The 25238-nt window shown below is 28.8% G+C and carries 23 protein-coding genes; 1 reads left to right on the top strand and 22 read right to left on the bottom strand.

Annotated features, from left to right (window positions below):
* Positions 1 to 47: 47 nt before the first annotated feature.
* From L6653_RS01210 to L6653_RS01190, 5 genes are all read right to left on the bottom strand, one after another.
* The gene (locus tag L6653_RS01210) at positions 48 to 539 is read right to left on the bottom strand and encodes a DUF5673 domain-containing protein (RefSeq protein ID WP_236785097.1); all 492 of its coding nucleotides are present in this window, start codon (positions 537 to 539) and stop codon (positions 48 to 50) included.
* Positions 540 to 639: 100 nt separating this feature from the next.
* The gene (gene hpt / locus L6653_RS01205) at positions 640 to 1191 is read right to left on the bottom strand and encodes a hypoxanthine phosphoribosyltransferase (protein ID WP_236785096.1); all 552 of its coding nucleotides are present in this window, start codon (positions 1189 to 1191) and stop codon (positions 640 to 642) included.
* Complete coding sequence (gene tilS / locus L6653_RS01200; protein ID WP_236785094.1) at positions 1188 to 2576, bottom strand: tRNA lysidine(34) synthetase TilS; 1389 nt, start codon at positions 2574 to 2576, stop codon at positions 1188 to 1190. The genes hpt and tilS overlap by 4 nt, the downstream gene beginning before the upstream one ends.
* Positions 2548 to 2865: an FtsB family cell division protein gene (locus L6653_RS01195; protein ID WP_236785092.1), complete on the bottom strand. Its 318-nt coding sequence runs from the start codon at positions 2863 to 2865 to the stop codon at positions 2548 to 2550. Before L6653_RS01195 ends, tilS begins: the two co-directional genes overlap by 29 nt.
* Positions 2858 to 3103 carry an RNA-binding S4 domain-containing protein gene (locus L6653_RS01190; protein WP_236785090.1) on the bottom strand — a complete coding sequence of 82 codons (246 nt, stop codon included), beginning with the start codon at positions 3101 to 3103 and terminating at the stop codon, positions 2858 to 2860. The genes L6653_RS01195 and L6653_RS01190 overlap by 8 nt, the downstream gene beginning before the upstream one ends.
* A gap of 102 nt (positions 3104 to 3205) precedes the next feature.
* Between L6653_RS01190 and L6653_RS01185 the strand changes: the two genes are divergently transcribed.
* Complete coding sequence (locus tag L6653_RS01185) at positions 3206 to 4249, top strand: DNA polymerase IV (protein WP_236785088.1); 1044 nt, start codon at positions 3206 to 3208, stop codon at positions 4247 to 4249.
* A gap of 44 nt (positions 4250 to 4293) precedes the next feature.
* On the opposite strand, the gene recA is transcribed toward L6653_RS01185, so the two are convergent.
* From recA to ispG, 17 genes are all read right to left on the bottom strand, one after another.
* Positions 4294 to 5337, bottom strand: coding sequence for a recombinase RecA (gene recA / locus L6653_RS01180; protein ID WP_236785086.1), 1044 nt, complete (start codon positions 5335 to 5337; stop codon positions 4294 to 4296).
* 37 nt (positions 5338 to 5374) lie between these two features.
* Positions 5375 to 5905, bottom strand: a complete 531-nt coding sequence (gene pgsA, locus L6653_RS01175; protein WP_236785084.1) for a CDP-diacylglycerol--glycerol-3-phosphate 3-phosphatidyltransferase — start codon at positions 5903 to 5905, stop codon at positions 5375 to 5377.
* 1 nt (position 5906) lies between these two features.
* The gene (locus L6653_RS01170; RefSeq protein WP_236785082.1) at positions 5907 to 8168 is read right to left on the bottom strand and encodes an FtsK/SpoIIIE family DNA translocase; all 2262 of its coding nucleotides are present in this window, start codon (positions 8166 to 8168) and stop codon (positions 5907 to 5909) included.
* Positions 8169 to 8312: 144 nt separating this feature from the next.
* Complete coding sequence (locus L6653_RS01165; RefSeq protein ID WP_236785080.1) at positions 8313 to 10421, bottom strand: polyribonucleotide nucleotidyltransferase; 2109 nt, start codon at positions 10419 to 10421, stop codon at positions 8313 to 8315.
* Positions 10422 to 10469: 48 nt separating this feature from the next.
* The gene (gene rpsO, locus L6653_RS01160) at positions 10470 to 10736 is read right to left on the bottom strand and encodes a 30S ribosomal protein S15 (RefSeq protein ID WP_236785078.1); all 267 of its coding nucleotides are present in this window, start codon (positions 10734 to 10736) and stop codon (positions 10470 to 10472) included.
* Between the two features lie 164 nt (positions 10737 to 10900).
* A complete protein-coding gene (locus L6653_RS01155) occupies positions 10901 to 11338 on the bottom strand; it encodes an FxLYD domain-containing protein (RefSeq protein ID WP_236785076.1) in 438 nt (145 codons plus the stop codon).
* Between the two features lie 115 nt (positions 11339 to 11453).
* On the bottom strand, positions 11454 to 12395 hold the full coding sequence (locus L6653_RS01150; protein ID WP_236785074.1) for a bifunctional riboflavin kinase/FAD synthetase: 942 nt from the start codon (positions 12393 to 12395) through the stop codon (positions 11454 to 11456).
* Positions 12385 to 13269, bottom strand: coding sequence for a tRNA pseudouridine(55) synthase TruB (truB, locus tag L6653_RS01145; RefSeq protein WP_236785072.1), 885 nt, complete (start codon positions 13267 to 13269; stop codon positions 12385 to 12387). Before truB ends, L6653_RS01150 begins: the two co-directional genes overlap by 11 nt.
* Positions 13262 to 14242 (bottom strand): DHH family phosphoesterase, encoded by a 981-nt coding sequence (locus tag L6653_RS01140; protein WP_236785069.1) that lies wholly within the window; start codon positions 14240 to 14242, stop codon positions 13262 to 13264. Before L6653_RS01140 ends, truB begins: the two co-directional genes overlap by 8 nt.
* Complete coding sequence (gene rbfA, locus L6653_RS01135) at positions 14220 to 14603, bottom strand: 30S ribosome-binding factor RbfA (RefSeq protein WP_236785067.1); 384 nt, start codon at positions 14601 to 14603, stop codon at positions 14220 to 14222. The genes L6653_RS01140 and rbfA overlap by 23 nt, the downstream gene beginning before the upstream one ends.
* 1 nt (position 14604) lies before the next feature.
* On the bottom strand, positions 14605 to 16755 hold the full coding sequence (gene infB, locus L6653_RS01130) for a translation initiation factor IF-2 (RefSeq protein ID WP_236785065.1): 2151 nt from the start codon (positions 16753 to 16755) through the stop codon (positions 14605 to 14607).
* A 13-nt stretch (positions 16756 to 16768) separates the two neighbouring features.
* Positions 16769 to 17026, bottom strand: coding sequence for an RNase P modulator RnpM (gene rnpM, locus L6653_RS01125; protein ID WP_236785063.1), 258 nt, complete (start codon positions 17024 to 17026; stop codon positions 16769 to 16771).
* Between the two features lie 21 nt (positions 17027 to 17047).
* Positions 17048 to 18313: a transcription termination factor NusA gene (gene nusA / locus L6653_RS01120; protein ID WP_236785061.1), complete on the bottom strand. Its 1266-nt coding sequence runs from the start codon at positions 18311 to 18313 to the stop codon at positions 17048 to 17050.
* An 8-nt stretch (positions 18314 to 18321) separates the two neighbouring features.
* On the bottom strand, positions 18322 to 18762 hold the full coding sequence (gene rimP / locus L6653_RS01115) for a ribosome maturation factor RimP (RefSeq protein WP_236785059.1): 441 nt from the start codon (positions 18760 to 18762) through the stop codon (positions 18322 to 18324).
* Between the two features lie 129 nt (positions 18763 to 18891).
* Positions 18892 to 19797 carry a DMT family transporter gene (locus L6653_RS01110; RefSeq protein ID WP_236785058.1) on the bottom strand — a complete coding sequence of 302 codons (906 nt, stop codon included), beginning with the start codon at positions 19795 to 19797 and terminating at the stop codon, positions 18892 to 18894.
* 216 nt (positions 19798 to 20013) lie between these two features.
* Positions 20014 to 24198 carry a PolC-type DNA polymerase III gene (locus L6653_RS01105; RefSeq protein ID WP_236785056.1) on the bottom strand — a complete coding sequence of 1395 codons (4185 nt, stop codon included), beginning with the start codon at positions 24196 to 24198 and terminating at the stop codon, positions 20014 to 20016.
* Positions 24179 to 25237, bottom strand: a complete 1059-nt coding sequence (gene ispG / locus L6653_RS01100) for a flavodoxin-dependent (E)-4-hydroxy-3-methylbut-2-enyl-diphosphate synthase (RefSeq protein ID WP_236785054.1) — start codon at positions 25235 to 25237, stop codon at positions 24179 to 24181. Before ispG ends, L6653_RS01105 begins: the two co-directional genes overlap by 20 nt.
* Position 25238: the final 1 nt, after the last annotated feature.

The following is a 25238-nucleotide window of genomic DNA, read 5'->3' as shown; positions in this document are numbered from 1 at the left end:
TAAACATTAACTCTTATATAATACATCTTATTGTTTGATTTTTCAAGCTATTTGCCTAATTTATACTTTCTTATAAGTCTATTTATTTCTTCAATATCTTCAAATTTTACTTGAGCAGATTCTTGACTTTCTTGGTGGTCTTTTTTTACAATTACAACCAAGCTTCCACGTTCTTTGTCAAATCCCCATTTTCTTAATTCTTTGTAAGTAAAAAATGAATCATTCAATAATATTCCATTTTCAGCTATATACATTTTTGTTCTTGTATTTAAGAAAAACACTAAACCCATAACAATCATTACTGAAGCAGTTATAAGAGCTGTTTGATTTTTCATCCTAATTCCTTGGAATAAATTAATAACTCCTGTTACAATCAAAAGAGCAAATAAAATATATTCCATATTTGTAGATCTTTTTCCAAAGCTTTTTATTTGGCCTTCAAGATCTTTTTTGGATTTTTTGCTTTTAAAAAGTTTAAACCCAAGCCATCCTATAAGTCCTACATAAATTAATATAATAAATTTGTCAAATTGTTTCATATTCCCTCCTATTTTTATTTAAACTTAAAAAATAAGGCTTTTTTCAAAAAATGAAATAAAGCCAAATTTAATAAGATTTTAACATTTTTATTTCTTTATTTTACTCGTAAACTTCTCTTTTTAAAACCCCTATAAAAGGTAGGTTTCTATACATTTGCATATAATCAAGTCCATATCCTACTACAAACTCATTTGGTATTTTAAAACCTGACCAATCTGGTTTGACTTCTATTTCTCTTCTTTCAGGTTTATCAAGTAGGGTAATTATTTTTACAGAATTTGCACCTCTTTTTACTAGAGAGTGTCTCAAAGCATCGAGAGTTCTGCCTGTATCAATTATATCTTCAACCAACAAAACTTCTTTTCCAGTAATATCTGTGTCCAAATCTTTTATAATTTTTACATTTCCAGAAGATTGTGTGCCATTATCATACGATGAAACATCCATAAATTCCAAAGTGCAATCTAATTTAATATTTTTAGCAAGTTGAGCCATAAACATGATTGAACCTTTTAGTATTCCTACAAGTACAAGTTCGTTTTTATCTTCATAATATTCATTAATCTGACTTGCAAGTTGTTTTATTCTCTTGTTCAAACTTTCTTCATCAATTAGTACTTGGTCTATTACTTCTTCTAAATCAACTTTCATATTTCCTCCACACTCACCATTAAAATATTATTATCATTTTTATTCACTTTAAAATCTTCACTCCTTCTCAAATTTACAATCCAAGAAAGTTTATCATTTATAAACAAAAGCGGAATCTTATCTCTTAAATTTTTATCGATTTTTTCATCAATAAAGAAATTCTTGAGTTTTTTTCTTTTTCCGTTTTTCATAGCAGTAAAATAATCACCATTTAATCTATACCTTATTTTAATTGAAATATCATCCCAATTTTCAAAACTATAAAAAACTTTATTTATTTTGCTAGAATTTTTGTAATAATCATAATTAACTAAAGAAGTTTTAAACCTATATTTTCCAAAAATCTTCTCATCCTCTGTTTTCATATAAATTTCTTCAGATTTTTCTTCAAAATTTTTACTTTTTATATAAAAATCATAAGACCTATAATTTTTTTCAAATATCAAATCATCTTTTATAATTTTCTTTCCATTTGATAAAGAGCATATTTTTATAAAATCTTCTATATTAGTTTTTGAAAAATCATTGATATTGCCATATAAAATTTCTATAGCCCTTCTTATAAGTCTTGCCTTTAAAGAATCTGAAATTGCTTCAAATTTAATTTTATCAAAAGAAAGATGATTTTTTTCTTTTTTTATTATAATTTTTTCAAGTTTTTTATCTTCAATCTCTCTTAAAATATCATAATCATTTTTTGCAATTTCTGATAAGGAAACTAGGGAATTTTTAAAATTCGGATTGATTTTTTCAATTTCTGGTATTATTTCAAGCCTAATTTTATTTCTTGTATAATCAGTTTCTAAATTTGTGTAGTCTATGTGATAGGGAATTTTAAATTCATCCAAAAATTCCAAAATTTCACTTTTACTAAAATCCATTATTGGCCTAATTACATCCTTATTTTTATAATCCATAGCTCTAAGCCCATCAAGTCCTGACCCTCTTATTATTCTCATAAGAACAGTTTCTGCCTGATCGTCCTTATTGTGGGCAACGGCAATTTTGGGATTTTTATACTTATTTTTTATTGACCTAAAAAATTCATACCTTAAAATTCTTCCAGCATGCTCAGAAGATATTTTATTCTCTTTAGCGAAAGAATCCATTGATTTTCTTTCAACAAAAGTCTCAAAAGATAAGGTTTTTCCAGTTTTAATCACCAAATTTTCATCATTGGTGGCATCATCTCTGTGCATATGATTAAGATGGGCAAGGACAATATTTATCTTATAAAAATCTTTGACCTCATTTAACAAATAAATTAAAAATTGGCTATCGGGTCCCCCACTTGCTCCAATAATTATGGTATCATTTTCTTTAATTAGATTATGTTTTTCTATAGTAGACTTAAATTTATTTATTATTTTCGTCTTTGTATACATATTCGTCTTTCTTAATCATGCCCAATTTTTCCCTAGCCACTTTTTCTTTGTACTCATCAGTATTTCTATTTTCATAATCTTTTTTTATAGTATCTATTTCATTCCTTAAAGAAGAAATTTTACTAGATGTCGATTTTATATCATTATTTAAAGAACCTATTTGAGTATTTATTTTATTGTTAAAAGATTTTGCTAATAAAAAAACTAATACAAAGGCAAGGATACTCATAATTAAAAATCTTCTATTATTTTTTGACCTATTTTTTAGGTATCTCTCATGCTTATTCATCTAAAACCTCATACATACAACTTGCATCATTTTTCTTTGCACCATCTATTAAATCAAGGACCTTGACCTTCAAATTGCTTTTTCCAAAGCTAATTTCAATTATATCGCCACATTCTACATCACTTCCTGCCTTGGCAATATTTCCATTGATTTTTACTCTTTCATTTAGGCAAGCATCTTTTGCAACCTGCCTTCTTTTTATAATTCTTGAATTTTTTAAAAATTTATCTATTCTCATTAAATCACCTTAATTCATTATAACAAATATGGACCCCTTTAGTCTATAAGAAAGAATTTCATTTATTTTTTATTTATATAGTATAATTATAATGGTGATATTATGAATAAAATCCTACATATAGACTGTGATGCCTTTTATGCTTCCTGCGAGGAGCTTAGGGATAAAAGTTTAAAAAATCATCCTATGGCAGTTGGCGGTCTTTCAAATAAATCAATAATTACAACAGCAAATTACAAGGCAAGAGAATACGGAATCCATTCTGCCATGCCAGTTTTTATTGCAAAACAGCTTTGTCCAAATTTAATTATGGTAAGGGTTGATAGAAAATATTATAAGAAAAAATCACAAGAAGTTTTTGATATTATAGAATCTTATTCTAACATAAAAGAGCAAGTTTCAATTGATGAGGCCTATATTTATGTAGATAATGATGAAGATAAAAAAATTCTTGCCAAAAAAATTCAAAATCAAGTTTTGAAAGAAACTGGAATTGGAGTATCAATTGGAATTTCTTACAATAAGTTTTTGGCAAAACTTGCAAGCGACTGGAATAAGCCTTTGGGAATAAAAGAAATAAACAAGGAAGATGTTCCAGAAATTTTAAAAAATTTAGATATAAAAAAAGTCCACGGGCTTGGAAATAAATCAGTTCAAAAATTAAAAAATATCGGAGTTTATAAAATATCAGATTTATTAAAACTTGACCAAGAATTTTTAAAATCACTTTTTGGAAAACAAGGATCTTATGTCTATAAGGTTATAAGAGGTGAAGATAAGAGAAAAGTCCAAAGCTACACAGAAAGAAAATCTATCGGAAGAGAATTTACTTTTAGAAAAAATACCAAGGATAAAAAAATTCTCTATGCCTACATTGATGAAATTTCTGAAAAAATCGAAGAAGATTTAAGAAAAAAAGATATAAAAGCCTACACTATAAATTTAAAAATAAAAACAGAATATTTCAAAATTCATACCAAATCTTACACCCTCCTATCTCCTCTTTCAAAAAAAGAAGACATTTCAAAAATTGCCAAGGAGCTTTTAGATCAAATTCTTTCAAATGAAAAATTAAGACTTATAGGAATTTCCCTATCAAATTTATCAAAAAAAGACCATACCCAATTATCACTTTTTGATTTTTAAATAAAAATCGCAAGCTAATAAAATTTTACTAGCTTGCGATTTTTTTATTCTTCTTCTTTTTCAATTTTTTCTTCTTCAGATTTTTTCTCATCTGTATTTATTGATTGTCTTAATTTTTCTTCTATCTCATTTAAAATATCTTCATTTTGCTCAAGATAATCTTTTACATTTTCCCTACCTTGACCAAGCTTTTCGCCATTATATGAGTACCAGCTTCCTGCTTTTTCAACTATATCTTCATCTACTGCTGAATCTAAAATTACTCCAGATTTTGAAATTCCTGTTCCATACATTATGTCAAATTCTACAACCTTAAAAGGTGGAGCAACTTTATTTTTTACAACTTTTACTCTAGTCCTATTTCCAACCATATTGTCGCCTTGTTGGATTGTTTTTATTCTTCTTATATCAAGTCTTACAGAAGAATAAAATTTCAATGCCCTACCACCAGTTGTTGTCTCAGGACTTCCAAACATAACTCCAATTTTTTCTCTCAATTGGTTTATAAAAATTACTGTTGTATTTGTTTTTGAAATAATTCCAGTTAATCTTCTAAGGGCTTGACTCATAAGTCTTGCTTGAAGACCCATGTGACTGTCTCCCATTTGCCCTTCAATTTCTGCTTTTGGTACAAGAGCTGCAACTGAATCGACAACAATTAAATCTACCGCCCCAGATCTTACCAAAGATTCTGCAATATCTAAAGCTTGTTCTCCTGTATCTGGTTGAGATAAAATTAATTCATCAATATTTACACCAAGTCTTTTTGCATATTCTGCATCCATAGCATGTTCTGCATCGATAAAGGCACAAGTATTTCCTAATTTTTGATCTTCAGCAATACAGTGAAGAGTTAGGGTTGTTTTTCCTGAAGATTCTGGTCCAAAAATTTCTATAACCCTTCCTCTTGGAAGTCCGCCAACTCCAAGAGCAATATCAAGATTTATTGCTCCAGTAGGAATCACAGTTACATCAACCTTTGGTGCTTCCCCCATTTTCATGATTGCGCCCTTACCATATTTTTTTTCAATATTTTTAAAAGCCTGACTTAGGGCTTTTTCTTTTTCCTTATCAATCTCTTTTGCCATTTATTTTCCTTTCTATTATGAAAATTTTATTTTAAATTTATATATCATCTAAGTTTAAAACTTTTTTATTTTTAACCAAATAATCAATTCCAGAAACAACTGTCAAAATTACAGCTATATAAAATATAACAAGACCAATTGAATTTAAAGTTTGATTATTTAATAAAAGCATAACTGTTGATACACATTGGCTCATTGTTTTTGCCTTTCCACCCTTGCTTGCAGCGATTGTTATGTTATTGCTTGCTGCAAGAGTTCTAAGTCCTGTAATAATTAATTCTCTTGAAATAATCAAAATAACTGCCCAACTTGGAATTATATTTGTTGATGTTAATAAAACAAATCCTGCCATGGTCAAAATTTTATCAACTAATGGATCCATAAATTTCCCAAAAGTTGTAACCAAATTTCTACTTCTTGCAAGATGTCCATCAAGAGCATCTGTCAAAGATGCCACTGCATATAAAATTGCAGCAACATTATACATTCTACCAAAAATTAAATATAATACCACAAAAACTGGTACCAAGATCATTCTTACAGTTGTAACTTTATTTGCTATATTCATTTTACTCTCCTTCTAAATAGCTATGATCTACCAAAACTTTTCTGGGCTTACTGCCCTCGTAACCACCGATTACTCCACGAGCTTCCAATTGATCAATTATTCTTCCAGCTCTTGCATAGCCAACTTTTAATTTCCTTTGAATAAGAGAAACCGAAGCTGTGTTTTCATTTATTATAATTTCTATTGCATCATTAATTAATTCATCTTCATCGTCGTTTTCAATAACTTTTGTTTTTTCTTCAACAGTTTCCATAGCTTTTTTGTCATATTCTTCTTCACGAGTTTCTTTTATATAATTTACAACTCTCAAAACTTCAGAATCCGAAACAAAAGCTCCTTGAATACGCATAGGTTTCATTGCATCTGATGGAGCAAATAACATATCTCCTTTTCCAAGTAAGGTTTCTGCTCCACTCATATCAAGAATTGTCCTTGAATCAATTTGACTAGTAACTGCAAAGGCAATTCTTGATGGAATATTCGCCTTGATTGTTCCAGTTATTACATCAACTGTTGGTCTTTGAGTTGCAATTATTAAATGAATTCCACAAGCCCTAGATTTTTGAGCAAGTCTTGTAATATAATCTTCAACCTCGCCTGCAGCTGTCATCATCAAATCTGACAACTCATCAATTATTATAACAATATACGGAAGTTTTTCTATATTTTCATCGAGTTCACTCAATTGTCTATATGAAGAAATATCTCTAACATGATTTTCTTCAAATAATTTATAACGTCTTTCCATTTCTCTGATTGCCCAAAACAATGAAGACGAAGCTTTTTTGGGATCAGTTATTACTGGCATAATCAAATGAGGAATTCCATTATAAATTGAAAGTTCTACAATTTTTGGATCTATTAGAAGTAATTTTACCTCGTCTGGCGAATGCTTATATAAAATTGACATGATAATTGTATTTATACAAACACTTTTTCCAGATCCTGTCGCTCCCGATACAAGAAGATGGGGCATTTTTTCTATTGCAGAAACTTTTGGAGTTCCTGATATAGATTTACCCAAAACAAAAGGAAGTTCCTTTGTATTTTTTATAAATTCTTCACTTGCAATCATTTCTTTTAAACCAACAACTTCTTTTTTGGAATTTGGAACTTCTATTCCTACATGACTTTTACCTGGAATTGGAGCTTCAATTCTTATATCACTTGTCGCAAGGGCAAGAGAAAGATCATCAGATAAGTTTAAAATTTTTGAAACCTTGACTCCTCTTTGGGGTTTTAATTCAAAACAAGTAACACTTGGTCCTATATTTATTTGAACAACTTTTGATTTTATACCAAAAGAATCTAAGCATTCTTCAATTCTTCTCGCCTTATCTTTAATATCATTTTGGTCAACTTCACTCCCATTTTCCCTATCATCCAAAAGATCAAGCTTTGGAAATTTATAATTTAGAGTGTATTCTTCTTTAAAGGTCTGGTCAAAATCTGACAAATCTACTTGTTTTGACTTGTAAGAATTTATTTTTGCCTTTTCAAATCTTTTGTCAAAATCATCATTTGTATCTTTTTTCTTTTCTTCTTCTAATTTTATAATTTTATCAGAATTTATATCCTCTTTATTTTGGATTTTTTCTTTGCTTCTCTCATTTTTCTTATCTTTAATTTTTTTAAGCTTTTTTTCTTTAAAATGAGTTTTTATTTTGTTGGAAATTTTCATATAATTTTTTCCTATAAAATTTCCAAAAAGTATAACTTTTTCCTTAAATTTTATAATTAAATCTTTATAAGTTATGCCCACTATATTTTTGATTAAAGAAATCCAAAAAATAAGGTATAAAATTATAATTCCAGCACTTCCTATAAGAGATTCTAAATAAAAAGCAAGTCTTGTTCCCAAAACTCCTCCAGATTTTCTTATAAATCTTTCGGTTGTTTTTAAAGATATAGATAAATTATTTCCTATAAATTTCATAGATAAAATTGCCATAGTAAGTAGAATTAGGATAAATACTATATTAAATATCCTAAAATTCTCCTTAAATTTATCCATAAACACAAATAAAAAACTCATAAAAACAAAAAGAAAAATAAAATAAGACATAAATCCAAAAAATTTAAAATTATTATATGTAATAAAATCTCCAAGTCTTCCCGTATTTGGTAGTATTAAAAATATAAGTCCAATTAGAGAGATAAACATTAAAAATATAGAAAATGATTTCTTATTAAATTTAGCATTTTCAGATTTTTTTGAATATTTAGATTTTTTTCTTTTTCTATTCGTATTTGTATTTGCCATATTCACCTCATATAAATTATATAACAAAGGGGAAAATAAATAAACTGCCTATTAATTGGCAGCCTCTATTACTTCTACAATATTTTTAAGGGCCAAGCCAAAAGACTTGGCCCAATTTTGTAGTTAGTTATATATTCTAAAAAATTAGTCTTCTTTAGATTGATTTTTTTCTTCTTCAATTAATAGGGCTTTTCTTGAAAGGTTAATTCTTCCTTGCCTATCAATTTCTGTTACTTTTACCCTTACCTTATCTCCAACTTTTAATACGTCTTCAACTTTTTCAGTTCTTTTTGTATCAATTTGAGATATGTGTAAAAGTCCTTCTTTTCCAATTGCAATTTCTACAAAGGCACCAAAGTTCATTATTCTTTTTACTTCGCCTTCATAAATATCTCCAGCCTTTGGATCAGTTACAATTGATCTAATCATTTCGATTGCTTTTTTTCCGCTTTCTCCATCAAGGCTTGCAACTGTTATGTGTCCATCATCCTCAGTTTCAATTTTTACACCTGTTGCATCAATTATTTTATTAATTGTTTTTCCACCTGATCCAATTACATCCCTAACTTTTTCAGGATCAACGTCTATGGAAAAAATCCTTGGAGCATACTTTGACAAATCTTCTCTTGGTTTGTCAATTGCTGATGTTATTACATCTAAAATTTTAAGTCTAGCTTCGTGAGCATCAGCCAAGGCTTCTTCTAAAACTTCTTTATTTATTCCAGAAATTTTCATATCCATTTGAAGAGCAGTAATTCCATCTTTTGTTCCAGCAACTTTAAAGTCCATATCTCCAAGATGGTCTTCAAGTCCTTGAATATCTGTAAGAATTGAAATTGAATCTTCTTCTTTAATTAAGCCCATAGCAATTCCTGCAACAGTTTTTTTAATTGGAACGCCCGCATCCATAAGTGATAAAGTAGATCCACAAATTGAAGCTTGTGAAGATGATCCGTTTGATGATAAAACTTCACTTACAACCCTAATTGTGTAAGGAAAATCATTTGTATCAGGTAAAACTGGAATCAAAGCTCTTTCAGCCAAGTGTCCATGTCCAACTTCACGTCTTCCAGGTCCTCTTAATGGTCTAATATCTCCTACGCAAAATGGTGGGAAATTATATTGGTGAATATATCTTTTTGTAATTTCTTCTCTGTTCATTGAATCGATTACTTGCTCTTCACCAGGAGAACCTAAAGTTAAAACTGATAAAACTTGAGTTTGTCCTCTTTGGAAAAGTCCAGAACCGTGAGCTCTTGGTAAAAGACCAGCTTCTGCAGATAATGGACGAATTTCTTTCATCTTACGTCCATCAGGTCTAATTTTATCAATAGAAATCATTCTTCTAACTTCTTTTTTCATTATAGAATCTACAGTCTTGTGAATTTCATCTTCACTTTCTGGAAATTCTTCCAAGAAGTCTTTCCTACATTTTTCTTCTATTTCGTTTATATCATCTTCTCTTTGAACCTTGTCAGTTGTTCTTATAGAATTTTTAATTTCTTCAGTGTATTTATCTTTGATTTTTCTTTGAAGTTCAGTTTCAAATTCTTCTGCAACTTCCATTTTTTCCTTGCCAATATCATCAATAATTGTTTGGATAAATCCACAAATTTCTTTGATTTCAGAGTGAGCTAGCATCATAGCTTCAAGCATTTCTTTTTCTGACAATTCATTTGCACCAGCTTCAACCATGTTTATAGCATCAGCAGTTCCAGCAACTGTTAAATCAAGAGATGATTTTTCTCTTTGATCTTTGTTTGGATTTACAATAAATTTTCCATCAACATATCCAACAGAAACTGCAGCAACTGGTCCATAAAAAGGAATATCAGAAATTCCAAGGGCAATAGATGCACCAATTGTTGTCATACAATCAGGTTCATTGTCTTCATCTACTGAAAATGGAGTTGCAATTACTTGAACATCATTGTAGAAATTTTCTGGAAACAAAGGTCTTAAAGGTCTATCCATTTGACGAGAAATTAAAATAGCCTTGTCTGAAGCCTTTCCTTCTCTTTTAATAAATCCACCAGGAATTTTTCCAACTGCATATAGTTTTTCTTGATAGTCACATATAAGTGGGAAAAAATCTATCCCCTCTCTTGGTTTGTCGCTTGCAACGGCAGTAACCAATAAAATTGTATCGCCAGTTCTAATTAGGCACTCACCGTTAGTTTGCTCTGCAACTTTTCCAATCTTTATAGAAAGATCAGATCCATTTTGTGACTTATATTCATAAGTTTTTTCCATTTTTTCTCCTAACTACAAAAAAGACGGGATAAGCCCCGTCATATTTAACTATTTTCTTAATCCAAGTTTTTCAATAACTTCACGATATCTTTCAATATCATTTTTCATTAAGTAATTTAAAAGACCTTTTCTACGTCTAATCATTTTGAAAAGTCCTCTTCTTGAAGAGTGGTCTTTTTTGTTTTCTTTTAAGTGTTCAGTTAATTCTTTGATTCTTTGAGTAAGAATAGCAATTTGAACTTCTGCTGAACCTGTGTCTTTTTCGTCTTTTTGAAATTCTTTAATAATTTGTGTTTTTTGTTCTTTATTTAACATAAAATCCTCCTAAATATATTCGCCATAACCATGAAATAGTCTGAGGAAGCTTAGTCCATAGTTAAGGTATCTTTGATATTATACCAAATATCTTTATATTTGCAAAGAAAAAATAAATAATAGTTTGAGAATTATTTCTGTAAAAAAATTAGAATATATTTTATCTAAAATCCAGTAACATCATAATTTTCTGTATCTATTTGCATTCCTTCTTCGTTCTCAAGGCTTGTAGCTTTAAATTTCCATGTACCATTAGGTTCTATATTATTAACATTGTCTATAGCATCTCCAATTTTATTTCCTTGTGAATCTTTTACAGGAAATAATATTTGAATATAAGATTTTGGTTTATCAGTATTGTTTTTTAATATTCCAGTAACATAGGAAATTCCAAATTCATCAGTTTCTATTGCTACATCTGTAACTTCATAATCAGAATTTTCTTTACTTGTTTTTTTATTATTTTTTTCTGCTGAATTTGATGTTATTTCTTCTTGTTTCGTTTCATTTACAGCCTCTTCAATAACATCTTTTGTTTTATCTCCACATCCAACAAAAACACTCATAGCAAGTGCACATAAAATAATCTTTTTTAATTTCATAAATTTCTCCTATTAAAATTTTGTTTTCCTACTACAATCATATATATATATATTTTGTCAACATTTTTATATATGTGCTTTATTAAAAAATGCTTATCAAAAAAAGAGCAGTTTCCTACTCTTTCCTATATTTTTCTATTAAATTTCTTCCTGTTTTTTTGTCTTTTTCCATTTGATTTATCAATTCTTCAGGGGAATTAAATTTATAATCACACCTTAAATATTCTAAAAATTCTATACTCATATTTTTTCCATAAATATTTTGGGAAAAATCCATTATATATGTTTCAATTTTTACTTCTTTATTTTCAAATGTTGGATTTGTTCCTATATCTGTAAGGGCATAATAAAAATCTCTGTCTATATTAACTCTTGTAAAATAAACTCCCGATTTTGCTGTAACATATTTAAAAGATGGTTTTAAGTTTGCTGTAGGAAAATTTAAAAGTCTTCCTCTTTGAGCTCCTTTTATAACTTTTCCTTGCATTTTAAAAGGATGACCTAAATCTTTGTTGGCCCTTTTTATTTCTCCATCTCTTACCATCTGTCTTATATCTGTAGAATTTATAATTTTTCCATCATCAAGTTCAAAATCTACAATTTTTGTTTTATAATCAAAATCTTCTTCATATTTTTTTAGAGTTTCTATATCACCTTTTGCCATTTTCCCAAACCTGTAATTATCTCCAACAATGACATATTTGGTGTTTAATTTTTCGTAAAGAATTTTTTCTATAAATTCATAGGGTGATAAATTTTTAAATTTGTCTGAAAATTCTAACAAACAGAAACATTCTATTCCAATATTTTTTAAAATTTCAATTTTATCTTCAAGACTTGTTAGGTATTCTTTTTCTCCATTTAGGATGTTTTTGGTGTTTTCTTTAAATAATAGTACAGATGGTGTTAGATTTTTTTCTTTTGAAATTTTTATGTTTTCTTTCATAAGTTTTTGGTGACCCTTGTGGACTCCATCAAAATTCCCAAGGCTTACTGCCTTTGGCGATAGGTCAAATTCATTAAAATCTAGGTCAAATATTTTTATATTATCTTTCATAAAACACCTTCTTAATCTTTAAAGTCTTATTTTCATTTTTATATTCCCCAAGTCCAATGAATAAATCTTTAACATAAACTCTCAAATATCCCTCAACATTTTTGTCAACATCAACTTTAATAGTCATACCATTGGTCGCTTGTTTATAATAAGACTTATCCAAAATAATTTTTTCATATTGACCCAAAGCCTTATCTATGGGAATTAATTTTTTTATAATTTGATCAGTATCCATTTTTTCAAAATCATCAATTTTTATGGCATCTTTTACATCAAAATCCCCAACTTTTAACCTTCTAAGCTCTTTTACTGTAGCAAAAGTTTTTAAATTCTCGCCCAAATCATTTACAAGACTTCTTATATAGGTTCCTTTTGAACAAGTTATTTTAAGTCTTGCATATGGAAAATTAAAATCAAGAATTTCAAAATCATAAATTTTAATTTTTCTTTGTTTTCTCTCTACAGTTTTTCCTTCTCTTGCAAGCTCATAAAGTTTTCTGCCCTTGTGCTTTAGGGCTGAATACATGGGAGGAGTTTGTAGAATTTCTCCAGTAAAACTTTCTTTTATTACTTTTTCTAAATCTTTTTTTTCAAACGTTTTTGAAGATTTTTCTAAAATTTCTCCTGTAATATCTTGGGTATCTGTTTTTTGACCAAAAAATGCAAGAGTTTCATAAATTTTAACCTCATCCATTAAAAAATCTGAAACTCTTGTTGCTTTGTTAATTAAAAGTGGCAAAAGGCCAGTTGCAAGAGGGTCTAGAGTTCCTGCATGGCCTATTTTTTTTATGCCTAGTTTTTTTCTTGCTTGATATACACATTTTCCTGAGGATATTCCCGTACTTTTATCAATTAATAAAATTCCACTAGTCATTTATTGCCTCTTCTAAAATTTTTCTCATTATATTTAAAGCCTTATCCATTGAATCTGTATTTAATGTAAAACCAGAAGCTCTAACATGACCTCCGCCACCATTATTTCTTGCAATTTCTGAAACATCAAGATAATCTTTACTTCTTAGAGAAATTTTATATTCATTTTCTCCGTACTCTTTTACAAGACAGGCAACTTCAATCCCCTTTAAATCTCTAAGCATATTTACAACAGATTCACTATCTCCCATTTGAACACCAAATTCTTGGCACAATTTTTGGCTTACTCCAACCAAAGCATAGGGCTTTTTAAATTCAACCTTATTTAAAAGATGATTTTCAAATTGTAATTTTGAAATTTCTTTATTTTGATAGAGATTTTTATAAATCATTTCAAAATCTGCCCCAATCTTATAAAGGTCTGCTGCAGTATAAAAAGTTAGCTCGCTTATATTTGAATATAAAAATCTATTAGTATCTGTAACCAAGCCTGCATAAAGTAAAGTTGCAATTTCCTTATCAATTGGAAGATTTAATCTTTTAATAATTTCATAAACAAGCTCGCAACTTGCAGGAGAATCCGAGTAAATTATATTTAAATCTGTTTTTATAGATCCGCCTTCATGGTGATCTATTACAAGAACTTTATTAGATCTTTTACAAATTTCTATAGCCTTATCAATCCTGTCAAATTCTGAACAGTCAACAATTATAAACAAATCATATTCTTTTTCGCTTGGATCTTTATAATTTTCAAGTTGTGGCAGAAATTTTAAGTAATCATCCACTTGACTTATCTTTATTACCTCGGCTTTTTTCCCATAAAGCTCAAGAGACTTCCTAAGACTAAGAGCTGATCCTAGGGCATCTCCATCTGGATTTATGTGAGCTGAAATTGCAATTGTATTAGCCTTGTCAATAAAATTTTTGAATTTTTCTAATTCTTTTTGACTAATCTTCTCGATTTTTGGCATTTTCTTCATCCTTTTTTATGGTTTCAGCAATTAGCTTATCCATATATACGCCATGTTCGATAGAATTGTCATATTTAAACCTAAATTCTGGCATTGACCTAAGTCTCATTCTCTCGCCAATTAATTTTTTCATATAACCTTTTGCTTGGTCGAGTGCCTCTATTACAGATTCTTTTTTACTGTCATCTCCCAAAACTGAAACAAAAATATCAGCATAAGAAAGGTCATTTGTAACTTCTACATCAGTAATAGAAACTATTACATTATCTGATAATCTTGGATCATTAATATCTTCTGCCAAAATTTTTGATAATTCTTTTTGCATTTGCGAAGATATTTTTAAGGTTCTTCTTTTATCCATTCTATTCTCTTTCTTTTTCTATTATTTCATAGGCTTCAAGTTCGTCGCCTTCTTTGATGTCGTTGAATTTTTCAAGACCAATTCCACCTTCATAGCCATTGTTTAATTCTTTTGCATCATCTTTAAATCTTTTCATAGATTCAATATTTCCATCAAAGATTACAACATTATCTCTTAATAATCTTATTTTTGCTCTTCTTGGAATTGATCCGCTTGTTACAAGAACACCAGCAATCATTCCAGCATTAGGAATTTTGAAAGTTTCTTGAACTTTTGCACGACCAAGAATTTTTTCTTCAAATTCTGGATCAAGCATTCCTTTTAATGCTTTTTCTACATCTTCTATGGCTTCATAAATTACAGAATATGTTCTAATCTCAATATTATTTTCTTCTGCCATTTGAAGAGCACCTTGAGTAGGACGAACATTAAATCCAATTATTATAGCATTTGATGCTTGAGCAAGTAGAACATCTGATTCTGAAATTCCTCCAACAGCTCCTGCTATTACATTTACAAAAACTTCTTCGTTTGAAAGTTTTGAGAATGAACTTGAAACTGCATCTACAGTTCCTTTTACATCAGTTTTAACTATAATATTTAATTCTTTTAATTTTCCATCTTCAATGCCTTCATACATATCTTCAAGGTTAGTGTTAGATTTTTGAATTAGTCTTTCTTCTCTTTTTTGTTCTTTAGCACGGTCTGCATAAAATCTTGCAGTTTTTTCATCTTCTACAGCAAAAATTTTATCTCCAGCTTCTGCCACATCGCTTAGTCCTAAAATTTGAGCTGGCATTGATGGGCCTGCTTCTGAAATTGGTTCACCTTTTGAATTAAACATAGCCCTAATTCTTCCTGAAGATGATCCTGTAACTACATAATCTTTATCGTGAAGAGTTCCTTTTTGAACAAGAACTGTTGCAACAGCACCTCTTGCCTTATCAAGTTGAGCCTCAACAATAATTCCAACAGCAGCTCTGTTTGGATTTGCTTTTAATTCTCTCATTTCTGCAACAAGTAAAACCATCTCCAATAGATCTTTAATTCCATCACCTGTTCTTGCAGATACTTCTACCATTATTGTATCTCCACCCCAGTCTTCTGAAACTAAACCATATTCTGTTAATTCTTGTTTTACTCTATTTGGATCACTTTCTTCCTTATCCATTTTATTAATAGCAACAATTATTGGAATTTCTGCAGCTTTTGCGTGGTTAATTGCCTCAATTGTTTGTGGCATTACCCCATCATCACCTGCTACAACCAAGATTGCTATATCTGTTGATTGAGCCCCTCTCATTCTCATTTGAGTGAATGCTTCGTGGCCTGGTGTATCCAAAAATACAATTTCTTTATCATTAATATTTACAGTTGAAGCACCTATATGTTGAGTTATTCCTCCAGCTTCACCAGATGCGAATTGTGTATCTCTAATTGCATCAAGAATTGAAGTTTTACCGTGGTCAACGTGACCCATAACTGAAACTACTGGTGGACGAGTAGCCAAATCTTTTTCATCATCTTCAAAATCAAGATCTTTTTCTTGAACTTCAATTTCATCAACTTTAACTTCTTTTGAAATTTCTTTATTAAATTCAAGAGCAACAAGTTCAGCTTGGTCAAATTCTATTTGATCATTAAGTCCTGCCATTACCCCAAGTCCCATAAGTTTCATAATAACTTGGTTGGCATTTTCATCAATTTTTTCCGCAAAAGATTTTACTGAAATTGATTCTGGAATATAAATCCTTCCATCATCATTGTTTTCGGCCTTTGCTTCTCTTTTTGTTGATTTTTTTGATCTTTTATTTTGTTTTTTATTTTTTTTCTTTTCTTTTTTATTTGATTTTTTATTCTTTTTATTTGAAGATTTATTTTCAGAAATATTTTCATTATTTTCTGGTTTTTTTTCAGCCTTTTCTGGTTTTTTCTCTTCTTTTTTTTCTTTTTTATCTTCTTTGGCTTGATTTTTTTTATTTTCTGTAGTTTCGTTAAAATATTCTTCTACTATTTCTAGATCTTCACCACTAAGTACAGACATATGGGATTTTATTTTTAAACCAAATTCTTCCTTTAGTAGACTTAACATTTCCTTTGTAGTTTTTTTGTGTTTTTTTGCTAATTCATATATTCTTAATTTTTTAGCCATCTAATCACCTCTTTTATTTCATAGCAATTATCTCCTCGTAAAGATCATCACTAATTTCAGTTTTAAAAACTTTTTCTAATTTTCTTTTCTTTTTTGCTTCATCTATACATTTTTCGCTTTTGCAAATATAAGCACCTCTACCATTTTTTTTGCCGGTAGGATCTAGGATAATCCCTTCTTCTTTATTTTTAACTATCCTAATTAATTCATGTTTATCTTTGTTTTCTCCACAAACTATACATTTTCTTTGTGGTATTTTTCTTTGTTTCATTTTTTCACCATTATTAATAAGTTATTCTTCATCACTTTCTTCAATATCTTCTTTAATAATTTGGTCAAGGTCGTCTGATAAATTTTCTATATCATCTTTATCTAAAGACTCGCCTTCTTCTAAATTTTCATCTTCTGTATTAGAAATATCTTCTAAATCTTTATTTAAAACTTCTTCGCTTAATTCTACAGATTCTATCTCTTCTTCTGTTTCATTTAATCCTAAAATTTCATCTATTTGATCTTGGTCTAAACTGTCATATTCTTCTTGGCTTTTTATATCAATTTTCCAGCCTGTAAGTCTTGCTGCAAGTCTTGCATTTTGACCTTCTTTTCCAATTGCAAGTGATAATTGATCATCTCTTACAACAACAAGGGATTGTTTTTTCTTATCGTTTATATATACTTCGTTTATTTCTGCTGGTGATAGGGAATTTTTGATAAATACTTTTACGTCTTTGTCGTAATTTATAATATCAATTTTCTCGCCTTGTAATTCTTCAACTATTGAGTTTACACGACTTCCCTTAAAACCAATACAAGCTCCGATAGAATCTATTTCTGGATCATTTGAAAATACTGCGATTTTTGTTCTAGATCCTGCTTCCCTATCTATTCCATAAATTTCAATTATTCCATTAGTAATTTCTGGAACTTCAAGTTCAAATAATCTTACAACCAAAGACTTGTCTTTTCTTGATAGAATTATTTGTGGTTCTTTTGTCGTATTTTTAACTTCTTTAATTAAAACTTTAATTCTTTGATTTGGAGTATAAGTTTCACTTTCTACTTGCTCTTTTAAAGGAATAATTCCTTCAATTTTGTCAAGATTAATATAGACGTTAAACTTATCTTCTCTTTGAACAACACCTGTTATAATTTCATTTGCCCTATCCAAATATTCAGAGTAAACTGAATCTCTTTGGGCATCTCTTATTTTTTGGATTACAATATTTCTTGCAGTTTGAGCTGCAACCCTACCAAAATTTTTAGGAGCAATTTTTACTCTACAAATATCTCCTAAATCAAGTTTTGAATCAATTTCTTTTGCTTTTGTCTTAGATATTTCAGCTATCGGATCATTTACTTCATCAACTACATTTTTTAGAGAATATACTTCAATTTCTCCAGTTTCTTGATTGATATTTACATCAACATTTTCATTATTATCGTAGTTTTTTTGGTAAGATTTGACCAAAGCTTTTTCCAATGCTTCAAGGATTACTTCCTTGTCAACATTTTTACTTTTTTCAAGTTCCTCTAAGGCAATTATAAATTCTTTATTCATCTTTCCCCCTAGAAGACTATCTCGATTTTAATAGTCTTAATTTCACTTTTCTTAATTTCTTTTTCTTCATTTTCAAGTGCAAATATCAAGGAATCTTCTTTCATTTCTTTAATTTTTCCTATAAACTTCTCACCATCTTTAAGCTTTACTTCCAAAAGCTCATCTTTATTTCTTTCAAGATCTCTGTCCGTTTTTAGAGGTCTTGAAAGGTCAGGAGAAGATACTTCTAAATAATAAAATGATTTTATAAGGTCAATTTCATCCAATTTTTCGCTCAAAAAATTAGAAGTTTTTTCGCAATCATCAATAGTGATTCCCCCGTCCTTATAAATAAAAAACCTCAATATTTTATTTTTTCCTTCATTTACAAACTCAATATCCACAAGCTCATAACCAAGCTCATTAATATCTTTTTCTAAATTTTCTTTTAATTTACTTATTAAATCCATAACTTCCCCTTTACATATTAAAAGAGTGGATTTGTCCACTCTTCGCTTAAAATTATTATACTCTCTATGTCTTAATTTTCAATTTTAAAAAATACGCTGTATTATTTAAAAATAATATGAATTTTTCTTTTATTTTATCCTAAAAAACTTTTTTATTTTTCTTTCTGGAATTTGAGATAAAATTATTGCAGCAAACATAATCAAACCGCCTATAACTTCTCTTCCAACTGGTCTTTCATGTAAAAATAAAAATCCAAAAAAAGCAGCAAAAACAGATTCTAGAGATAAAATCAAACTTGCTATAGTTGGATCAGTATCTTTTTGGGCAACAATTTGAAGGGTATAGCCAAGTCCTGAAGAAAATATACCCAAATATAAAATCGCAAGCATTCCTTTCATTATCAAATTAATATCAGGTTTTTCAAATAAAATCATAAGAATTAAAGATACAAAACTTGCAATAAAAAATTGTATCATTGACATTTTTACGCTGTCGGCTTTCGGAGAAAATTTGTCGATAAATAAAATATGAAAGGCAAAGAACAATGATCCGATAAAAATCAAAATATCTCCCTTGTTAATTGAAAACCCATCCTCAACCTTTACTGTCAACAAATATAAACCAATTAAAGCAAGAATAATAGAAATTCCCGTTTTTTTCGAGATTTTTTTTCCCATAAAAATTGCAAAAATCGGAACAATAACAACATAAAGAGATGTTATAAAGCCTGCCTTTCCACTTGTAGTAAAATAAACTCCTGTTTGTTGAAAACTAACAGCAATTGCCATAACAAGTCCTGTGGCTATCGCCCCTCTGATAGTTGCAGTTTTTGTAAAAGTGTCCATTTTTTTTGCATTTTTATTTTTTCTAAAAATTGAATATACAAACAAAAATAATCCTGCAGTTAAATTTCTAAAAAAATTAAAGGTAAAAGGCTCAATATAATCACTTCCTAATTTTTGGGCAATAAAAGCAAATCCCCAAATAAAGGAAGTCAATAATAACAAAAGCTCACCCTTATGCTTATTTTTCATATCTACTCCTAAAATTTTCTTTAATCATTGCTTGTATTATATCAAAAAATTTATAATTTGTAAGATTTTTTTAATAAAAATAATTAAAAACTTATATCTATGACTTAACTTTGATAAATAAATGGATTTTCTTGTTATAAATATGCATATTTTTCTAGATTATTAAAAACAAATAAAAAACTCTAATAAAGAATTAATCTCTATTAGAGTTATAAATTACAAATCAAATAAAGACATTTGATTTTCTTCTTGCAAGCCTTCAATTATTTCTAAATTTTTTAAAGAATTTAGGGCATTTTTATTTAATGAAGTCCTTTTTTTCAAATCTTCAATTGAAATAAATTTAGATTTTTCTCTTTCTACAACTATATCTTTTGCCATAGCTTCTGAAACATCATCGACTGCTGAAAGTGGAGGTAAAATTTCTCCATCATCATCTAAAATAAATTTAACAGCTTCAGACTTATATAAGTCTGCTTTTTTTATTTTAATATCTCTTGCTGCCATCTCTTCTGCAACTTCCAACAATGATCTTAGATTTTTTTCTCTTTGTGTTGGTTTTTCCAATTGATTAATTTCATTTAAAGCATATTGGATTGATTTTAATCCTTTTACAATAACTGAATATTGAAAATCATTTAATTTTGTAGAAAAATATGTTGCATAAAAAGCTTTTGGATAATAAACTTTGTAATAAGCAATCCTATAACTCATAAGGCAATACGCAACTGCATGAGCTTTTGGGAAAAGATATTTTATTTTAAGACATGAATCAATGTACCAATCCGGAACTTTATTTTCTTTCATATAAGACAAAGTTTCTTCTGAAAGAGTTTTTCCCTTTCTTACTTTTTCCATTATTTGGAAAGATTTTTTCTTATCAAGTCCAAGATTAATCAATGAGTTCATTATATCGTCACGAGTTGAGATTATTTGATCAAAACCTGCTGTTTTTGATTTAACCAAATCTTGAGCATTATTTAACCACACATCCGTTCCGTGAGAAAGTCCAGAAATTCTTGTCATTTCAGAAAATTTGGTTGGGAAAGTATCTTTTAACATTCCTCTTACAAAAGATGTTCCAAATTCTGGAATTCCCAAAGTTCCTATTTCATTATTCGAAAAATCATATTTTATATTTAAGGGTTTTGTTGAAGAAAATATATTCATTACATTTTCATCATCCATTTGAAGCTTCAAAGGATCTGTTCCTGTCAAATCTTGCAAGCTTCTAATAATTGTAGGAACATCATGGCCCAATAAATCCAGTTTTAAAATTACTCCATGCATCATATTGTAAGTAAAATGTGTTGTTTTTATATCATCTTTTCCATCATCTGCTGGATATTGGACTGGAGAAAAATCATAAATATCTTTATCATTTGGAACAATCATAAGTCCTCCTGGGTGTTGACCAGTAGTTCTTTTTACGTCAAAAAGTCCCCTTTGATATTTTCTAATTTGGGCGTTGGAAAGATTTAGGTCATTATCTTCCATATATTTTTTTATATAACCAAAAGCCGTATTGTCTTTTATTGTTCCAATAGTTCCAGCTCTAAAAACTTTTCCTTCACCAAATAATTCTTCTGTATATTTGTGAATTGTTGGTTGATATTCTCCAGCAAAATTCAAATCTATATCTGGTTCCTTGTCCCCTTCAAATCCCAAGAAAACTTCGAAAGGAATATCGTGGCCGTCTTTATTCATTTCTGCCCCGCATTTTGGACAAGTTTTATCTGGCAAATCTATTCCAGCCCCAACACTACCATCAGTTATAAATTCTGAATGCTTACATGATGGACAAATGTAATGAGGAGCAAGTGGATTTACTTCTGTAATATTTGCCATAGTAGCTGCAAAAGATGAACCAACCGAACCTCTTGATCCAACCAAATATCCATCTTCATTTGATTTTTCTACAAGCTCTTTTGCAATTATATATAAAACTGCATAACCGTTTGAAATTATAGAATCAAGCTCCTTATCAAGTCTTGTTTTTACAATATCTGGAAGAGGATCTCCATAAATTGAAATCGCCTTTTCATATGTTGTATCTTTTAATTTTTTATCTGACCCTTCAATTTTTGGTGGGAAAGTTTCATGAGGAATTGGCATAATGCTTTCAAGGCTATCAGCAATTTTTATTGTATTATCAATTACAACTTCATTTTTTGTTTGATCGTCTAGATAATAAAATTCATCAAGCATTTCATTAGTTGTTTTTAAATAATATAGGGGATTATTTTCCTTGTAATGGAAAAATTGTCCCTTGTGAAGGATATTTCTAAGAACATAATCTTTCTTTTCCATATATCTTACAGAACCAGTTGCAACAACCAATTTATTATGTTTTTTACCAAGTTCGATTATTTTTTTATTTATTTCAATAATTTGATTTTCATCTCTTATTGATCCATTTTCTAAATCATCAGCAAATACACCAAGTGCTTCTATTTGGAAAAAATCAAAAAATTCACAGATTTCATCTATTTTTTCTTCTGAGTATTCATCTCTTATAGCCTTAAACAAAAGACCTTCCTTGCCTCCAGAACCTATAATCAAGCCTTCTTTATTTTCTTTTACCAAATCAAAGGGAGTTTTTGCTTCAAAATTAAAATATTTCATCCTAGATTCTGAAATTATTTTATAAAGATTTTTAAGGCCAGTATAATTTTTTGCAAAAATAATTGATGAGAAATTTTCATGACGAGCAAGAGGCCATTTTGTTTTTATAGAATTTATTTTTTCTAGACTAAAGTTTTTATTTTTTTCTTTGATTTTTTCAAATAATTTCATAAAAATCTTAGCAGTTGTTAAAGCATCATCGCTTGCCCTGTGGTGGTTAAATGGTCCAACTCCTAATTTTTTTGCAAGTTTATCAAGAGAAAATCTTCCCATTGTTGGAAAAATTGCCCTTGCCATTGGCAAAGTATCCAAATAAACTGGTTCAAATTTTAAAGATTGGTTATGGCATGCTTCTTTTATAAAACCAATATCAAAATCTGTATTTTGTCCTACAAAATATGAATCTTTTGAAAATTCTAAAAATTTTGGTAAAATTTCATCAATTTTTGGCTTATCCATGACCATTTCATTTGTAATTCCTGTAAGCTCAACTACCTTTTGAGGAATCATTTTTTCAGGATTTACAAGTTCATTAAAAACTTCAACAATTTCACCATTTTGAATTTTTACAGCACCAATTTCTGTAATTTTATCTGAATATTTGTAAAGGCCAGTAGTCTCCAAGTCAAATACAATAAAATTTTGATCTTTTAAATCACTTATATCATTAATTTTTTTATTGTAATTATTGGTTAAAATTCTTAAATTTTTATCAACTAACAAAAGCTCTGCTCCTGCTAGCATTTTTATATCATTTTTCCCAAGTTTATCATACATATCTGGAAGGGCTTGGAGAGTTTCTGTATCTGTAATTCCACAAGCTGTGTGTCCCCAAGTTTTTAATTTTTTAGAAAGTTCATCCATATCAACAAAACCATCAAGGTTGGTCATTTTTGTATGAATTTCAAGCTCAACTCTTTTTTTAGGATAGGTATCAAGTCTTTCTTTTTTTTCACATTCTTCCATAGAATTTACAGTAAAAACATCTTCATGAGAATATCCATCATAATTTAAAACACCTTGGACTCTTACAGCCATATTTTCTTTAAAATTATCAAGTTTATTTTTATTTCTTGGTTGAACAAACATTTTACAAGCTATGGCATCTGACTCATCTTCAAGGTCAAAAGAATAAATGAAATTTCCTCTTTTTGATTCAAATATGTCTATTCCAAAAACTGTACCTTTTAATGAAAGATTCATGCCTTTTTTATCATAAATTTCTTCTATTTTAAATTCGTCAGCCTTTATATTTCTTCCATATTTTAAAATTTCTGATGGATCTTTTTGATTTTTTTCAGAATTTTTCTTGTTATTTCTGGCGTTTTGGATCATATTTTCAAGCTCGAGTTTTTTTAAATCTCTAAGGCTTGATGGTTTTTCCTCTTTTAAATTTTCATCATTTTTATTTTCAAGATTTGGTAAATCGAAAATATCATTATTCTCAGAATTTTCTTTTATTTGTTCTTTATTATCTTCTACTATTTCTTCCTTATCATTTTCATAGCCTGTTTCGTAAAAATCTGGCAGTGGTTGGTTTTTATAAAATTCTTCTATTGGATTAACTTTTAAATTTTCATTTTTTAAATCTTCATATTTTAAAACCAAATTTACATAGGAAAAATGATTTTCTAATTTTTCTTCGATTTCCTTTTCTTTTTTTCCCACAATTATTAATTTTAATTTATTTAATTTTTTTGAATATATAGCATTTTTTATATAGTAATCTTTATCAGTATCAATAATTGATTTTAGACTAATTTTCATTTTTCTCATCTTTCAAAATTTCTTCAATTAGACTATCTACTATTTCTTCTTGTTTTACTTTTTTTATGGTTATTCCTTTTTTAAATAAAAATCCATAGCCTTTTGCACAAGCTATTCCATAATCAGCTTCTTTTGCCTCTCCTGGACCATTTACAGGACAACCCATTATGGCAACTTTTAAATTTAAATTTAATTTATCAAGTCTTTCGCTTGCCTCATTTACAATTTCATCTAAGTTTACACTTGTCCTTGAACAAGTTGGACAAGAAACTAAATCAATTCCATCTCGTCTTAGGCCTAAAGATTTTAAAATTGTTTTTCCAGCCTTCACCTCTTCTATTGGATCTCCTGTTATTGAAACCCTAATTGTATCTCCAATTCCATCTTTTAATAAAGATCCCATTCCAATTGATGATTTTACCAAGGCTTGATAAAGTGGACCTGCTTCTGTAACTCCCAAATGAAGTGGATAATCACAAAGCGAAGAAATTTTTCTATTTACATCAATCATTGTATTTACATCTGATGATTTTATAGAAATAACTATGTCGTGAAAGTCTAAATCTTCTAAAACTTTTACTTCATCAAGGGCAGAATAAACAAGGCTATCAACATTTACTCCATTATATTTTTCTATCATATCCTTATGAACAGAACCAGAATTTACTCCAATTCTTATAGGAATATTTTTCTCCTTGCATTTTTCAACCAAAATTTTAACCTTATCACTTCCTCCAATATTTCCCGGATTTATTCTTAAGCAATCACATCCATTTTCAATTGCAGCAAGAGCTAGTTTATAATCAAATTGTATATCTGCCACAAAAGGAAGATTGGTTTTCTTTTTAATTTCAGAAATTGCCCTTGCATCTTCAAGAGAATTTATTGCAGATCTTGAAATATCACAACCTGCCTTTTCAAAATCATTAATTTGTTTTACGACTTCTTTTATATTTTTTGTTTCTTTTGTTGTCATTGATTGAATAGAAATAGGAGATCCTCCTCCTATGGCTACATCTCCTACATAAACTTTTCTTGTTTTTTTCAAT

The sequence above is a fragment of the Anaerococcus ihuae genome, from assembly GCF_928368155.1.
Taxonomy (GTDB): Bacteria; Bacillota; Clostridia; order Tissierellales; family Peptoniphilaceae; genus Anaerococcus; species Anaerococcus ihuae.
This window is presented reverse-complemented; position numbering and strand designations above follow the sequence as displayed.

Coding starts and splice junctions, on each gene's coding strand:
- L6653_RS01210 (WP_236785097.1), bottom strand. CDS start 539: ATGAAACAATTTGACAAATTTATTATATTAATTTATGTAGGACTTATA.
- hpt (WP_236785096.1), bottom strand. CDS start 1,191: ATGAAAGTTGATTTAGAAGAAGTAATAGACCAAGTACTAATTGATGAA.
- tilS (WP_236785094.1), bottom strand. CDS start 2,576: ATGTATACAAAGACGAAAATAATAAATAAATTTAAGTCTACTATAGAA.
- L6653_RS01195 (WP_236785092.1), bottom strand. CDS start 2,865: ATGAATAAGCATGAGAGATACCTAAAAAATAGGTCAAAAAATAATAGA.
- L6653_RS01190 (WP_236785090.1), bottom strand. CDS start 3,103: ATGAGAATAGATAAATTTTTAAAAAATTCAAGAATTATAAAAAGAAGG.
- L6653_RS01185 (WP_236785088.1), top strand. CDS start 3,206: ATGAATAAAATCCTACATATAGACTGTGATGCCTTTTATGCTTCCTGC.
- recA (WP_236785086.1), bottom strand. CDS start 5,337: ATGGCAAAAGAGATTGATAAGGAAAAAGAAAAAGCCCTAAGTCAGGCT.
- pgsA (WP_236785084.1), bottom strand. CDS start 5,905: ATGAATATAGCAAATAAAGTTACAACTGTAAGAATGATCTTGGTACCA.
- L6653_RS01170 (WP_236785082.1), bottom strand. CDS start 8,168: ATGGCAAATACAAATACGAATAGAAAAAGAAAAAAATCTAAATATTCA.
- L6653_RS01165 (WP_236785080.1), bottom strand. CDS start 10,421: ATGGAAAAAACTTATGAATATAAGTCACAAAATGGATCTGATCTTTCT.
- rpsO (WP_236785078.1), bottom strand. CDS start 10,736: ATGTTAAATAAAGAACAAAAAACACAAATTATTAAAGAATTTCAAAAA.
- L6653_RS01155 (WP_236785076.1), bottom strand. CDS start 11,338: ATGAAATTAAAAAAGATTATTTTATGTGCACTTGCTATGAGTGTTTTT.
- L6653_RS01150 (WP_236785074.1), bottom strand. CDS start 12,395: ATGAAAGATAATATAAAAATATTTGACCTAGATTTTAATGAATTTGAC.
- truB (WP_236785072.1), bottom strand. CDS start 13,269: ATGACTAGTGGAATTTTATTAATTGATAAAAGTACGGGAATATCCTCA.
- L6653_RS01140 (WP_236785069.1), bottom strand. CDS start 14,242: ATGCCAAAAATCGAGAAGATTAGTCAAAAAGAATTAGAAAAATTCAAA.
- rbfA (WP_236785067.1), bottom strand. CDS start 14,603: ATGGATAAAAGAAGAACCTTAAAAATATCTTCGCAAATGCAAAAAGAA.
- infB (WP_236785065.1), bottom strand. CDS start 16,755: ATGGCTAAAAAATTAAGAATATATGAATTAGCAAAAAAACACAAAAAA.
- rnpM (WP_236785063.1), bottom strand. CDS start 17,026: ATGAAACAAAGAAAAATACCACAAAGAAAATGTATAGTTTGTGGAGAA.
- nusA (WP_236785061.1), bottom strand. CDS start 18,313: ATGAATAAAGAATTTATAATTGCCTTAGAGGAACTTGAAAAAAGTAAA.
- rimP (WP_236785059.1), bottom strand. CDS start 18,762: ATGGATTTAATAAGTAAATTAAAAGAAAATTTAGAAAAAGATATTAAT.
- L6653_RS01110 (WP_236785058.1), bottom strand. CDS start 19,797: ATGAAAAATAAGCATAAGGGTGAGCTTTTGTTATTATTGACTTCCTTT.
- L6653_RS01105 (WP_236785056.1), bottom strand. CDS start 24,198: ATGAGAAAAATGAAAATTAGTCTAAAATCAATTATTGATACTGATAAA.